Origin of the sequence: Paenibacillus glucanolyticus, assembly GCF_037333485.1 — a bacterium.
Classification (GTDB): Bacteria; Bacillota; Bacilli; order Paenibacillales; family Paenibacillaceae; genus Paenibacillus_AQ; species Paenibacillus_AQ glucanolyticus.
On record NZ_CP147845.1, the window covers coordinates 6621082 to 6635433 of the forward strand.

Here is a 14352-nt window from a genome sequence, read left to right on the forward strand (position 1 = left end):
TTTCCACCGATCAAGCTTGAAACATCCAGGCAGATCATTTCCCGAATTGAGGCGGACATCCCGCGCGCATTTCCACGGGAGCGCCGTAAATTGCGTAGGAACCTGTCGTACCCTTGGATACAACGACAAAAAAACCGCAGAAGGCGATTTCCCTCTGCGGTCAGTTTATATTTTATCGAATTACATACGTTTGGCTCCGCGTCCGCCGCGTTTACCTTCCGTATTCTTCTTAAGCGAAGAGATTCGTTCTTCACTGTCTTTTAGGAAGCGTGACATTTTATCCTCGAATGAAGGCTTGTTGGCCGCAGGCTTAAACGGGCGTCCACCGCGTTCACGGTTGAATCCTCCACCACCGCCACCTCCGAATCGTTCTCCGCCGCCGCCGCCTCCACTGCGTTCCGGTCTCGGTGCGCGGGGTGGACGACTTTCGGAAGCCGGCTTGTCGACGGCCTGCTTGATCGATAGACCGATCTTGCCGTCCTTGTCGACATTAATCACCTTCACGGTAACGACATCGTTGATCTTCAAATGATCGTTGACATCCTTAACGTAGTTGTCGGCGATCTCCGAGATGTGAACGAGACCCGTGACACCTCCTGACAGATCCACAAATGCTCCAAAATGCGTTATGCCTGTCACCTTGCCCTCTAACTTGGTGCCCACTTCAATTGCCATAGAATAAAATGATCCTCCCTTAAAAATATACAGTCGGATTTAAAAATCGCGCTGCGGTGATTTGATTATACGATAATGACCTAAACAAGGTCAACAGACGTCTGTCATGCCTAATTACGGCTTTTCGCCCGAATTTTGGGGCTGAATGATCGGTGTTTCATTTGGCAGATATAAACCAAATTTCTTACGGGCAATCTGCCCGATATATTCAGGGTCCTTCAATCGCTCCACTTCATGATGAATCTGGTTTAGCGATTGTTCAACGGACTTATAATCCCCTTGCTTCTGAGCTAGCGCTTCGTTCTGATTACGGATGCGGTCATTCTGGGACCAGAGCGTTGAACCTGCCCAGATCAAAAACAGCGCCATCATCGCCACAAACATTCTTTTACGCCGGCGGGCGCCTTTGTTCTTCGTCTTGGTTTGTTGGGGAGCCTGCTTCGACGGATCAGCAAATCTTCCCATGACCATACCTCCTAAAACCAGCGCTTCCACGCCTTAATAACCTTGTCCGCTAATTGCTTGCTCCATGCAGGTAACCTGACTCTGGATGTGATCGGTCTCAGCATCCATTTCAAGAGTCGCCAAAAAGGCATGAGGCATTTAAGTACCAAACGCAACAGCGACAGGAGAAACTTCCATAGAAACCTTAACAACCCTAAGCATAACATCAGGATTCCTTTAATCGGATTCCAAAGCAACATGCGGAACAACTTGTACAAAAAGGACAATATGCTTTTTGTCACTTGAATTAACATTACCACAAAACGCTGGGTTATGACACTCCATAATAAAAAATAGATCCAAACCCCTATAAATAGCCCTACAAACACGTAAAAACGCAGTTGGCCGTTATTGGTGAAGTACAACATGCGAAAAATGAAGAACGCTGCCGCAATCCAGTAAAGGAAGTCCAGGGTATGCTTGGACCATTTTGGGAAATGGAGCTGCCCGGCCAGCACCCGGTAGCTGTCGAAGGCGACTCCCATCGCTGCTCCGGAGAAGAGCATCCAGAGCAGCGTGATCCATTGTACGCTTGGGTTCATTTAAACAGCTTGCCGAGCAGGCTCTTATTCTTGGCCTGAGAACCGGGATTCAGGTAAATAAGTGAATGCACCTGACCTTCAATCGACAAAAGCCCCTCTTCCAGGCTGAGATTTTTAATATGTAAATTTTGCCCCCGAATGGTGAGATGCCCCAGCTCGGTCTGAAGCAGAAATTCTTCACTGTCAAAACTCTCCACATTTTGGACACCCGTTATGTCCAGCAGCTTCCGGTTCTGCATCCTCAGGTCATGAAACTTGCCCTTCCCTTGGTCGATCATGGCATGTACCCCTCCTTTTAACAATAGCTTATGGAAAGGTGCCTGTCTTTAGAACCCGGAAGCGCACTTCAGTGAAGATCATGGCATAAAAAACAGAAGCGTCCCCCTCACCCCATGTGAGAAGGACGCTTCTTGTAACGGTTTAGGCTGCTTACCAGTCCAGACCGTGATCTTTAACGATCGGTTCTTCCTTGACCAAGGTATAGAGGCTGGTTGCCTCATCTTTACGGGTTGTCTCGGTAAGACGCTCGACCCGGACGGTCACGAGCTTCTGGCCAAACTGGACGGTGATCTCATCGCCCAATTTAACCGTGCTGCTCGGCTTCGCCTCACGGCCGTTGATCAGCACCCGGCCTTGATCCGATACATCTTTCGCTACGGTACGCCGCTTAATTAACCTCGATACTTTCAGGAATTTATCGACTCGCATTATTTTACAGCTTCTTTAAGTTTGTTGCCTGCTTTGAATGCAGGAACGTTCGATTCTGGAATTTCGATGGTGTTGCCTGTTTGCGGGTTACGGCCTGTGCGTCCAGCGCGTTTGCGAGTTTCGAAAGTACCGAAGCCGATCAATTGAACTTTATCACCATTAGCCAAAGCATCCGTGATTTCGCCAAGGAAGCCATTCAAGACGTTCTCAACGTCTTTTTTTGTCAATCCACTTTTACCGGAAATGTTGTTGATCAGATCTGTTTTGTTCATGAGTTAAATCCTCCCAATTATCAGAAAAATATAAGATTTACGGTTATTCGGTTAAACCGCCTTGCACACTGCAAGATTTCACCATAAATGATTATTCTGGATGCCTTGCGGAATTCCTGCCGCAAATCCCTATTTTTTTATTTTTTCGTGAAAAGTTGCCTTTTTTCACCCGTGGATCCCGCCGCTGTGTGACGATCCCGATTTGGCAGCCTGCCATAGGGCTTCCATCTCGTCCAAAGTACTTCCCTCAACGGATTTTCCCTGCAAAGCAAGTTGCTCCTCTATGTAGCTGAAGCGACTGACAAATTTCCGATTCGTTCTCGAAAGAGACTCTTCCGGGTCTGCTCCGATGAATCTTGCTGCATTGGAGACCGCGAACAGCAGATCGCCCAGCTCAAGTGCCGTATCCTCGGCTGACTGACCTTCGGCCACAGCCTGCCGCAGTTCACCAAGCTCCTCCTCAATCTTCTGGAACACACCTTCGATGTTATCCCAATCAAAGCCGACCTTGGATGCCTTCTTCTGAAGCTTGTACGCTTTCATCAATGCGGGAAGATCCCGCGGTATGCCGTCCAGTACAGAGGCTTTCTCCGGGGAGAGGCCTTTAAGGCGCTTCTCCTCGGCTTTCATCTGCTCCCAGTTCTGCAAGGCCGATTCCGCGTCTTTGGCGCTGCTCTTGCCAAAGACATGCGGATGACGGAAGATCAGCTTGTCATTCAGGGCTTGAATGACATCGTACACCGTAAAGGTACCGAGCTCCTCCTCCATCTGTGAATGCAGCATAATCTGCAGCAAGAGATCACCAAGCTCCTCCTGCATATGCTCAGGGTCATCCTCATCAATCGTCTCAAGCACCTCGTAGGTTTCCTCGATCAGATTTTTGCGGATGGACTCATGGGTCTGCTCACGGTCCCATGGGCAGCCTTCAGGACTGCGCAGAATGCCGACAATTTCATGAAGTCTGGCAAACGTCCTCTGCCGGAGCTGGCTGTCATCACTTCGAGGCACATAGACCAGCGACAGGTTCCCGTAACCTTCGATACGATCCAGTTCGTAGAGCGGCACACGCTGAATCGCTTCCTCGCCTTCAACGCCCAGTGCATGGCCCACGATAACCGGGTAATCGTCCGGATACAGTTCCATCAGCGCCAGCTTGACTTCCGAAGCGGTAAACATGTCATACACCTGGCCGATCAGGGTATGCAGCTGCGGCTGAAGGACGCTTGCTTGAAGCTCAGCTGCATCGAGAAGCTGGAAGCCCTCAATGGGATCGAAACCAAGGCGAACGAAGGCCTCGTCCAGAAAGCTCTCACCGCCGAGCACCGTCAGGGTCACATTCTCTCCCGGGCAGCGCTCCCGCAACAACCGAACCGTGGCTTCCGCTACCATGGGATGTCCCGGCACCGCGTAGACAATCTCACGATTATCCTCAGCAGCTCTGGCCAGGTTGATCAGAGCGGATGCAATGGATTCGTACACCTCAGGAAAGGTGTCATGTGCTTCATACACATGGTCAAACGATTCCGGATTGACCTGGAATTCATTTAACGCAGCGATTACGGGATGAGATAATGTGCGCACATACACCTTCGATGCCCGCTGCATGGTTTTTATGATGCCTATAGTCAATCGATCAGGATTGCCAGAACCCAGGCCGACCACCGTAATGGATGCACTCATACGATACTTCCTTTCGCTCTTCGTCCGCCTTGTAGACGTCGTTATCGTACACTACTATATCACAGAAGATCAAACATCTCACGTTTGCCGTGCTTTAGCGCAGCACACGCAAGGCCCGCAAGAAGGCTGCCAGCGGTCTTCCGACCTTCGGCAGCATCCGAAGCTCCTCCTCCGTGAGGAGCTTCGTGAGCGCGGCGCCGATGAGGAAGGCGCCGCCACCGGCCGCGACGCCGCTCAGGCTCCGGGCCGCGGAGGTAAGGCGGCCTGGGGCGAAGCCGGCCGCCGCCAAGATGCCGCTGGCCGCTTCGCCTGCGCCCCAGGCGGCCAGCGCCACCGCTGCGAGGACGGGCAGCGTCCTCGCGAGCAGCCCGCCGGCGTCAAGCCGTGCGCCGGCACTGCGTGAGAGCAGCGCGAGATTGAGCGCTGCGGCGGTCAGGTGCGCAGCCACGCCAGCGATGGCTGCGCCGGTAATGCCCAGCTGCGGCACCAGCAGCAGGTTGAGCAGCAGCTTCAGTCCAGCCGCCGCCAGCAGATGGAGCGCTGGCGCCTTCACGACGCCGATGCCCTGAAGCAGCGCGGCTGTAATCGTGCTCAGCGTCCCTCCGGCCGCCGTGAAGGCAATCACCTGCATCGTCCCCGTACCGGCTGCATCTTCGTACAGCATGATGTTAATCGGCTCAGCAAGCACGGCCAGTCCTACGGAGGCCGTCATCCCGATCAGCCAGAACCAGCGAAGGGCCATACGGGTTTGCCCTGCAACACGGTCTGACTCTCCTCTGAACTTGGCTTCCGCCAGTGCAGGAATAAACAGAACTGACAAGGAGGCAGCCAGCATCGTAACCAGCTGGACCAGTGGCAGACCCCTGTTATAGATCCCGAACTCCGCCATCGTCAGCGCTTCGCCAAGCCCGCTGGATTTCAACAGCCGTGGCACTGTGAAAGTGTCCACCAGTCCAATCAAAGGAACCGCAAGCAGACTGAGGCAAACCGGGATGCCGTAGGCTAGCAGGTGGCGAATTAGAACACCCGCTCCCTCTTTAGTTACATCGGCATGCTGCCCCGAATCGTTCATATCCGGTATGCCGAATGTTGAACTTCCTTCTCCTCCATGTACCTTGCCTCGATACCCCTTGATGTGCTTCCGCCAGTACAGCCCCATCACCAAGAGCCCGGCTGCACCGCCGGCGGCAGACCCCAGGAGCGCCCCGGCCGCAATCATATCTGCACGGGCTCCGGCACGAATCATGTAGAGCAGCAGCGCAATCATAACCCCTACACGGACAATCTGCTCCGTAATCTGGGAAATCGCCGTTGGCACCATATTGTGCAGACCCTGAAAATAACCGCGCAGTACCGCCATCCAAGGAACGAACGCCAAAGCCAATGCACCTGCGCGAAGCGCAGGAACCACTTGGCTGCTTCCGATCCATAGGCCAATCCATGGAGCGCAAACATACATCAGGAAACCCAGGATTAGACCAAACAGCACCAAGGTGATGGAAGACAGCTTCAGCAGCCGGTGGCTGTCCTCGGTTCGTCCCACCGCCTCATACTCCGCCACATATTTGGAGACGGCAGCCGGGAAACCGACAGCCGCAAGGGTAATCATCATCATATAAAACGGATAAACCGTGTTGTAGATGCCGAATACGGCATCTCCGCCCATATTTTGTAGCGGTATTTTTTGCAATGTTCCAATCAGCTTGGACAGAATCGCGGCCGCACTGAGAATAAACGCTCCCCGCAGGAGCCTTACGCCTGTTTGATCTGGTTTCATAGCCTTCTTCCAATCCCCTACATGATCTTTACGGATCACCAATCAACCATAATACGGATGCCGTCATGTGTATCTCCATTATAACCAAGGGTAGGGGAGCGGTACAAAACTATATCAGACAACAAAAACTCCCAACTGTCGATTGATCCTAAGATCAACATTCAGCGGGAGTCTCCATCCAAGGCGTCATATCCTCGTCTTACTGTTCCATTTGCTTGCCGAGGAAGCCTGCGGCCGTTTCAGACATCTTCACTTCCATTTCACCCATGTTCACGGATTCATCCTTGTTCATCAGCACAACGCTGCCAATCGGATCTCCTCCAGCTATGATAGGCGCAACCACAAAAGCGGACAAGGCTTCCGGGTTGTCTTTGCTGATCTCATAAGTACCGCTGTTGCTTTCCAGAACCGTCTTCCGATTCTCCATGCAGTTCTCCAGAAGGTTGCCAATCGGCTTGTCCAAATACTCCTTCTTGGAGCCGCCTGCTACAGCGATGAAGGTATCACGGTCAGAGATGATCGTGATGTGACCTGTGCTCTCATAAAGGGATTCCGCATATTCCTTCGCAAAATCGCCCAATTCACCGATAGGTGAATATTTCTTCAGAATGACTTCTCCATCCCGGTCAACGAAAATTTCGAGCGGGTCGCCTTCGCGAATCCGCAGTGTGCGTCTAATTTCTTTCGGAATGACCACGCGCCCGAGGTCATCAATACGGCGGACGATACCAGTAGCTTTCATGTCACTTGTTGCCCCACTTTCATTAAGAAGATTTTTCAACTACTGTTCCATTCGGGAAGAGGATGTCCCCAGGTATATAAGAGTTAATGTCTGACCATAGTATTCATCCATTCCCAATTCCTTATACATCATCTACCCTCTGTTGGTTGCGAAATCCAAAAATAAATTCATCAGGTCTTGGGGAAAAAAATCCATAACGCGCGATTTCGCACGTTATGGATTACAAATCCCGCCATTTGAGCCATTCGCTGTCTTACAATACTTGAATATTGGCAGCGCAGCACAAGATAATTAACGGGACGCTTGTCCGTCAAATTATTTGCCCGTGTCTTCCTTGCCAGCATCCGGCGTCTGGTCGCCCTCAGCCGGTTTATCGGTTGTGCCGTCCTTCTTCTCGTCACCTGTGCCTTCAGCAGGCTTGTCCGTATTCTCGCTCTTCGGAAGATCCATGCTCTCAATCAGATCGTTAAGCTCATTCTGCATGAAGTTATCGATCTTCGCGGAAGCAAGCTCGTTCAGAATGCCTTCCTTCTGATCGGCAGGAAGCTTGTCATATGCAACTTCCTCGCGCTTCTCCACCTTCATGACATGGTAGCCGTAATCCGTCTCAACAGGAGCGCTGATTTTGTTCAGCTCAAGCGTCAGAGCTTTTTCCTTGAATTGCGGCACCCAAGAACCCGCAGGTTTGTTCTCAATCAGACCTCCCTTGTCCTTGGAGGCCGGATCCTGGGAATATTCCTTCGCTACTGCGGCAAAATCCTCACCTTTGTTCAGCTTGGTTTCCACTTCCTTGGCGATTTTAAGGGCTTCTCCCTCTGGTCGGTCCTTGCCTTCCGCATCTTTAAAGCTCACCAGGACATGGCGAACGCTGATGTTGGTATAATCCTTCTTGTTTGCATCGAAATCCTTCTTGATATCCTCTTCGGAGACCTGATTCTTCTCGTGCTCCATTACAGTCAGAACACGAAGCATGTAGTTCTTCAGGTCCTGCTCGGTCAATTTCTGCGTTTCCAAAGCTGCTTTGAACTGATCTTCGCCCATACCGTTCTTCTGCTGCTTGAGCAGATCATCGGCTTGCTTCTCGGCAGCTTCTTTTGCTTTATCGTCAGCTTTGGCATACAGGTATTCATACGCTACGCCCTGCTTGGCCAAATACTCTTTAAATTCATCCATCTGCAGAAATTGGGCGTATTCCGGAGACATGAACTGGATCATGCGCTGCTCCAGATCGAATTCCTTCTCGGTAATTTCTCCGCCTTTATATTTCACAATGACTTTACTGTTATCTTCTTTGGCACCCTCGGTTTTGTCGTTTCCGCATGCAGCGATCATCGACATGGATAGTACGGCTGTGATGGATACAATGAATGTCTTCCATGCCTTTTTATTTCTTAACGGCATTTTGTAGTTCTCCCTTCAGGTTGAATGGCCCTTGTGCAGCCTCCAGGAATTGCTCCAGCAATTCTAACAATTGTTGATCGGAAAGTCCCTTGCCTTTAATGCGAATAGCCATCGCAGGTCCTTGTTCAAATTGTACACGTCTTTCAAACATATTTCCAATCTGCGCAAGACCTGCTGTATTAACCGCCTTGTCCTGTCCTTCATAGAACTGCAGCAGCACATCGTCCCCGCGCTGAATAATCGAGTCGATCCCGTACGTACGACCATATACCTTCAAGCGGGAAACAGCAAGCAGGTTACTTACCGCCAGCGGCAGCTCGCCAAAGCGGTCAAGCAGCTCATCTTCAAGCTCAGCCGATTCGTCAATGGACGAGACGACCGCCACTTTTTTATAAATTTCGATTTTCTGAATGCTGTCATAGATGTAATCCGATGGCAGGTAAGCGTCAATGCCCAGATCGATGGATGTATTCCAATCTTTTGTCGGCAGCGCAGGCTCGCCCAGCATGCTGACTTTGCGCTTCTGAATTTCCTCAGCCAGCATCTGCGAGTAGAGATCGAACCCGACAGAAGCAATGAATCCATGCTGCTCCGCTCCAAGCAGATTGCCGGCACCGCGAATCGACAAGTCCCGCATCGCGATCTTGAATCCGGAGCCAAGCTCCGTGAACTCTTTGATCGATTGCAGCCGCTTCTCCGCCACTTCGGTCAATACTTTATCGCGCTGGTATGTGAAATAAGCGTAAGCGATTCGATTGGAACGCCCTACACGTCCGCGCAGCTGGTACAGCTGGGAGAGACCCATTTTGTCCGCATCGTGCACGATCAATGTGTTTACATTCGGAATGTCGACACCCGTCTCGATAATGCTCGTACTGACCAATACGTCGTATTCGCCATCCAAGAAGTCGAGAATTGTCTTCTCCAGCTCTGTCTCCGACATTTGACCGTGGCCGACACCCACTCTGGCCTCCGGCACAAGCATGGATATCTGAGCGGCCATCTCCTGAATGCCTTGAACCCGATTGTAGAGGTAGTAGACCTGACCGCCACGGGCCAGCTCACGCTCGATAGCTTCCCGAACCAGGGTCTGGCTGTGCTCCACGACATAAGTCTGCACCGGAAAACGATTCTCCGGCGGTGTCTCAATAACCGACAAATCCCGCACGCCGAGCATCGACATATGCAATGTGCGGGGAATCGGCGTTGCCGTCAGCGTCAACACGTCGACATTGGTCTTCAGCTTCTTTAATTTCTCCTTATGCGTAACGCCAAACCGCTGTTCTTCATCCACGATAAGCAGTCCCAGATCTTTAAACACAATATCCTGAGACAGCAAGCGGTGTGTACCGATCAGAATGTCGACGGAACCCTGCTTCACCTTTTTGATCGTCTCATTCTGTTCCTTACGGCTGCGGAAACGGCTCAGCACCTGAATGTTGATCGGATAATTGGCAAAACGCTCCCGGAACGTCTCGTAATGCTGCTGCGCCAAAATCGTTGTCGGTACAAGTACCGCAACCTGCTTGCCTTCGATGGCCGACTTGAATGCAGCACGAACCGCCACTTCGGTTTTTCCGTAACCAACATCGCCGCACAGCAGCCGATCCATCGGTCGATTTTGCTCCATGTCTTTTTTGATCTCGGTAATGGCACGGAGTTGATCGGGTGTTTCGTCATAAGGGAACATGTCCTCGAATTCCTGCTGCTCTGACGTATCTTTCTCAAATCCGTATCCGGGAGCGGACTGACGCTCGGCGTACAGCTTAATCAGATCATCGGCAATATCCTGAACGGAGGAACGGACCTTGTTCTTGACCCGGGTCCATTCATTTCCGCCCAGCTTGTAAACCTTCGGCTCTTTATCTTCAGAACCGACATATTTCTGGATAAGATCGATCTGTTCAATCGGAACGGACAGCTTATCGCCACCAGCATACAAAATATGCATGTAATCCTTATGGATCCCGTTGATCTCCAGCGTCCCGATCCCCATATATTTCCCGATACCGTGGTTTTGATGCACCACATAATCGCCGACTTTGAGCTCTGTGTAACTCTTGATACGCTCGGCATTGTCCATATTCTTCGTGCTTTTGCGAGTTTTGCGCTGCTTCGAGGAGAACATTTCGCTCTCTGTAATGATGGCGGCATGGACAGAAGGCATCTCGAAGCCATTCTGCAGATGCCCTTCAAGCATCACCGGCTCGTCAATGCCATAGTCCTGCAGCACTCGCCGCATGCGGTCCATCCGCTCCGCATCGCCCGCCAGCATCATGACCTGAACGCCAGATTTCTTCCAGCGCTCCATCTCCGCCTTAAGCACGTTCATCTGACCATGGAAATCCTGCATGCCGCGCGTGATGACATTAATGATATTCTGCGGCTGCATTCTTGGCACCTGACGCAGGAAGATCGAGATCAGCAGGCTTTGATATGGATGCTGATAGATCAGTTCCTCCGTATCCAGCGACAACGGCAGCTCCGGAAGGGATTTGCCATTCTTCATCAGATGCAAATTCCATTCGGCCTCATCCCGTTCCAGCTGCTTCGCTGTTTCGAGCAGACGTGCCGGTTCATCCATAATCAGAATGGTATCCTTCGGCATGTAATCATACAGATTGGTCTTCTCCGGATATAACAAAGAAATATATTTATAGAGCTCAGGGAAATAAATCCGCTCGCGCAGCATTTCAACTTCGCGGTGTATTTCATCCCGCAAACGGAGCTTGGCTTGGCGGTCACTCATACGTTCGAGCTGCGCCTCCAGCAGACGAACCACCGTATCAGCCGTACGGCTGAGCCGCTCCGAATCCGCAATAATCTCCTTGCACGGCGTGATGACTACTTCCCGAACCTTATCAATCGAGCGCTGATCGATGGGGTCGAATGTTCGAATCGAGTCGATATCCTCATCAAACAGCTCAATACGGTAGGCCATCGTCGTTGTCATCGGATAGAAATCGATGATGCCGCCGCGGACACTCATCTCACCGCGGCTCTCAACCCGTTCCACCCGCTCATATCCCATCTCAACCATCCGATTCAAGAAGGAATCCAGCACAAGCGTCCCGCCATCATGAAGCACGATCCGGGCATCCGACATCACTTCCGGTGCTGGAAGAAGCCGGCGCACGCCGGAAAATGGCGCAACGACAATACCCCGGAAGCCCCTGGCACAGCGGACGAGTACATCAATCCGTTGTGCCAGAGTCTCGGGGCTTGATACCGCCGACTCAGCCGCTACCAGTTCATTCGCTGGGTATAACAGCACTTGATCAGATGATAGCGCTTCCTGCAGATCATCCGCGATTTTCTGGGCTGAAAACATATTATGAGTCACAACGAGCAGCGGGCGCTGCTGGTCTTGATGCAGTGCAGCCATTAAGATTTGCCTGGACGACCCGGAAAGACCGGAGATCAATTGCTCCCTCATACCGGCATTAACCCCGGCCGTAATGGATTTGAAATCCGAATCCTTCGAAAATACATCAATAAGTGCTTGTAACAAAAGGGGCACCTCTCTTATGCAAAAGAAATGAATTTCCTAGAATCTATTTCTCATGGAATTTTAAACATTTGCCAAAAAATTATAACCGAAAAGAAGCCTTGAGCAAAACTGCCAAGGCTAGGGCAGCGGCAGACTATGCCACTGTATGTCTTCTACGAAAAAGCATCGTGTACCCCATTATACTCTCATTGCAGGGGATTTGCCAAAAGACTAAGCTCCGGATGGGCTTCGAGCGCTTCCCTGCAATGATCGCAGGTTACCCGAACCATAACTTCTCCGTTAAAATCATACGCTATTATATCCTTGCGTTCCTCAGGGGTCAAGGAATCAAAACCAAGACGTGCTTCGGATACATGATTGGAATCGATGCGGCCCTGAAACGCTCGACAGTGTCTACAAACATAGGTTATCGCCATCATATGCCTCCTGAAGGTTGTATATACCTTCAGTATGCCCGGACTTTCCTTGTTTAAGACGCTGTTCTTCTGCTTCGGGAGCCTCAATACATCTCTTGTATGTCTGCATCATATGATGCTCCTCTAGGATTTGTTAAACTTCGCCATCGTCTGCTCAAAGGTATGATCCAGGCTGAACTCCAGCGCATCGCAGGTTTCTTCCACCATGCTCTGCAGCTGCTCACGCTCCTTCTTCGGAAAGGTGCCCAGCACATAGTCTACGATGGCATAACCCGGCTCCGGCCTGGATATTCCCATGCGGACACGGTTAAAGCTTTGAGTGCCCGTATGCTGAATGATGGATTTGATGCCATTATGTCCTCCCGCACTGCCCTGATAGCGCAGACGGATCTTGCCAACGACGGTATCCAAATCATCATAAACTACAATCATATCTTCCAGATTTACTTTATAATAATCCATATAGGCGCGTACAGCCTCGCCTGAGAGATTCATAAAGGTCATCGGTTTGATCAAAACGGTCTTGGAACCGCCAATCATCCCTTCGGCGATGACCGATTTGCACTTGTTCTGATTGAACTTCATGCCATGACGCTCCGCCAGAGCATCCAGTGCCATGAACCCAACATTGTGGCGTGTCTTCTCATAAGCTGGACCAGGGTTGCCCAGTCCGACAATCCATTTCATCACTGGTTGATTCCTTTCACGATTTATACTTTCTTCTTTGCGCATTTCTGAGTACAATATGAACAAAACCTATTGGCGTAATGCCCTCATAAGAAGGTGAATCGGCATTGAAAGCTTTTGAACAGAAATTAACGCATCACAGCCATTTTCAATACCATATGAAGCATGGCATCCCCGTTCAAGTCTATGAACTCGGTTGTCACATAGACGTGGGTCTGATCACTGCAGTCGACGCCTATTTTGTTGAGCTTGAGGGAACGCTGTACAATCGGAGTACGTTCACTTTCATTTCCAGGCCCGGATACTGACATGGCCAACCGTGTATTAACAGGCCTCTATTATGAAAACGTTTACTTCACAGTTGTTCAACTGCGATGCCGGGGTAAGGCCGAGCCAAAGTCACCATAGCCGACAAGGGCTACATTTCCTAATAAGGAGATGTAACCCTGTCCGGCACGGTTTATTATTCTATTTCAAACAATTTACTAATCGATAATTCCTCGTGAACCCGAATGATGGCTTCTCCCATCAATGGAGCAACCGACAGCACGGTCAGCTTGCTGCTAGGATTAGGATTGGTGATCGGAATGGTGTCTGTTACAACAACTTCCTTCAGCGGAGAGTTCTCCAGACGCTCATGGGCAGGGCCCGAGAGAACCGGATGTGTACAGCACGCATACACTTCTTTTACGCCGCCTTCCATCAACGCGTTGGCACCCAGCACAATCGTTCCGGCTGTATCGATAATGTCATCGATCAGAATGGCTGTTTTGCCTTCGATATTCCCGATGATGTTCATGACTTCACTGACGTTCGGCTCCGGACGGCGCTTATCGATAATGGCCAGCGGAGCATTCAGGAAATCAGCCAGCTTTCTTGCACGAACCACACCGCCGTGATCCGGAGATACAACGACTGGGTTCTCAATCTGCTTCGAGCGGAAGTATTGTGCAAGAATCGGTACGCCGAGCAGATGATCCACCGGAATATCAAAGAAGCCTTGAATCTGCATCGCATGCAGGTCCATCGTTATGACGCGATGAGCTCCTGCCTTCTCGATTAGGTTCGCAACCAGCTTTGCAGTGATCGGATCCCGCGAACGCGCTTTACGGTCTTGACGGGCATATCCGTAATACGGAATAACCACGTTGATGCTCTTCGCGGATGCCCGCTTGAGCGCATCCACCATAACCAGCAGCTCCATCAGGTTATCATTCACCGGCAGGCAGGTAGACTGTACGATATATACGTGGCAGCCCCGTACGCTCTCGGAGAGCTTTACTTGAATCTCGCCGTCACTAAAGCTGGTTGTATGCGATTCCCCCATCGGAATGCCGATATAGTCAGCGATTTGATGAGCAAGTTTAGGATTGGAATTACACGTGAATATTTTTAATTTAGAATCAAGATAAGTCATAGAATAAAAACCCTCCGTGC

Annotated in this window: 15 protein-coding genes; 1 reads left to right on the forward strand and 14 read right to left on the reverse strand. The window is 50.9% G+C overall.

The annotated features are described in order from the left end of the window. Positions 1–180 precede the first annotated feature (180 nt). From WDY75_RS30440 to pth, 13 genes are all read right to left on the reverse strand, one after another. The gene (locus tag WDY75_RS30440; RefSeq protein ID WP_063478228.1) at positions 181–675 is read right to left on the reverse strand and encodes a S1 domain-containing RNA-binding protein; all 495 of its coding nucleotides are present in this window, start codon (positions 673–675) and stop codon (positions 181–183) included. Positions 676–789: 114 nt separating this feature from the next. Next, on the reverse strand, positions 790–1140 hold the full coding sequence (locus tag WDY75_RS30445; protein WP_006207434.1) for an FtsB family cell division protein: 351 nt from the start codon (positions 1138–1140) through the stop codon (positions 790–792). Positions 1141–1151: 11 nt separating this feature from the next. After that, entirely contained in the window at positions 1152–1721 is a 570-nt protein-coding gene (gene yabQ, locus WDY75_RS30450) for a spore cortex biosynthesis protein YabQ (protein ID WP_063478227.1), read from the reverse strand. Beyond that, on the reverse strand, positions 1718–1999 hold the full coding sequence (gene yabP, locus WDY75_RS30455) for a sporulation protein YabP (RefSeq protein ID WP_006207432.1): 282 nt from the start codon (positions 1997–1999) through the stop codon (positions 1718–1720). Before yabP ends, yabQ begins: the two co-directional genes overlap by 4 nt. A 151-nt stretch (positions 2000–2150) precedes the next feature. Continuing rightward, positions 2151–2429, reverse strand: a complete 279-nt coding sequence (locus WDY75_RS30460) for an RNA-binding S4 domain-containing protein (protein WP_006207431.1) — start codon at positions 2427–2429, stop codon at positions 2151–2153. Then, positions 2429–2701, reverse strand: a complete 273-nt coding sequence (locus tag WDY75_RS30465; protein WP_036640966.1) for an HU family DNA-binding protein — start codon at positions 2699–2701, stop codon at positions 2429–2431. The genes WDY75_RS30460 and WDY75_RS30465 overlap by 1 nt, the downstream gene beginning before the upstream one ends. Before the next feature lie 165 nt (positions 2702–2866). Beyond that, the gene (gene mazG, locus WDY75_RS30470) at positions 2867–4381 is read right to left on the reverse strand and encodes a nucleoside triphosphate pyrophosphohydrolase (protein WP_063478226.1); all 1515 of its coding nucleotides are present in this window, start codon (positions 4379–4381) and stop codon (positions 2867–2869) included. 94 nt (positions 4382–4475) lie between these two features. Then, the gene (locus tag WDY75_RS30475; protein WP_063479722.1) at positions 4476–6158 is read right to left on the reverse strand and encodes a polysaccharide biosynthesis protein; all 1683 of its coding nucleotides are present in this window, start codon (positions 6156–6158) and stop codon (positions 4476–4478) included. 199 nt (positions 6159–6357) lie between these two features. Further along, positions 6358–6900: a stage V sporulation protein T gene (spoVT, locus tag WDY75_RS30480; protein ID WP_006207427.1), complete on the reverse strand. Its 543-nt coding sequence runs from the start codon at positions 6898–6900 to the stop codon at positions 6358–6360. A 315-nt stretch (positions 6901–7215) separates the two neighbouring features. Further along, positions 7216–8301: a peptidylprolyl isomerase gene (locus WDY75_RS30485; RefSeq protein ID WP_063478225.1), complete on the reverse strand. Its 1086-nt coding sequence runs from the start codon at positions 8299–8301 to the stop codon at positions 7216–7218. Then, the gene (gene mfd, locus WDY75_RS30490; protein ID WP_063478224.1) at positions 8285–11812 is read right to left on the reverse strand and encodes a transcription-repair coupling factor; all 3528 of its coding nucleotides are present in this window, start codon (positions 11810–11812) and stop codon (positions 8285–8287) included. Before mfd ends, WDY75_RS30485 begins: the two co-directional genes overlap by 17 nt. A gap of 185 nt (positions 11813–11997) precedes the next feature. Continuing rightward, positions 11998–12228, reverse strand: coding sequence for an anti-sigma-F factor Fin family protein (locus WDY75_RS30495; protein ID WP_006207424.1), 231 nt, complete (start codon positions 12226–12228; stop codon positions 11998–12000). A gap of 123 nt (positions 12229–12351) precedes the next feature. Then, positions 12352–12915: an aminoacyl-tRNA hydrolase gene (pth, locus tag WDY75_RS30500; RefSeq protein ID WP_006207423.1), complete on the reverse strand. Its 564-nt coding sequence runs from the start codon at positions 12913–12915 to the stop codon at positions 12352–12354. 107 nt (positions 12916–13022) lie between these two features. Between pth and WDY75_RS30505 the strand changes: the two genes are divergently transcribed. Beyond that, positions 13023–13223: a hypothetical protein gene (locus tag WDY75_RS30505; RefSeq protein WP_006207422.1), complete on the forward strand. Its 201-nt coding sequence runs from the start codon at positions 13023–13025 to the stop codon at positions 13221–13223. A 155-nt stretch (positions 13224–13378) separates the two neighbouring features. Here the strand turns inward: WDY75_RS30505 and WDY75_RS30510 are convergent, their stop codons facing one another. Continuing rightward, positions 13379–14332 (reverse strand): ribose-phosphate diphosphokinase, encoded by a 954-nt coding sequence (locus WDY75_RS30510; protein WP_006207421.1) that lies wholly within the window; start codon positions 14330–14332, stop codon positions 13379–13381. Between the last annotated feature and the right edge of the window lie 20 nt (positions 14333–14352).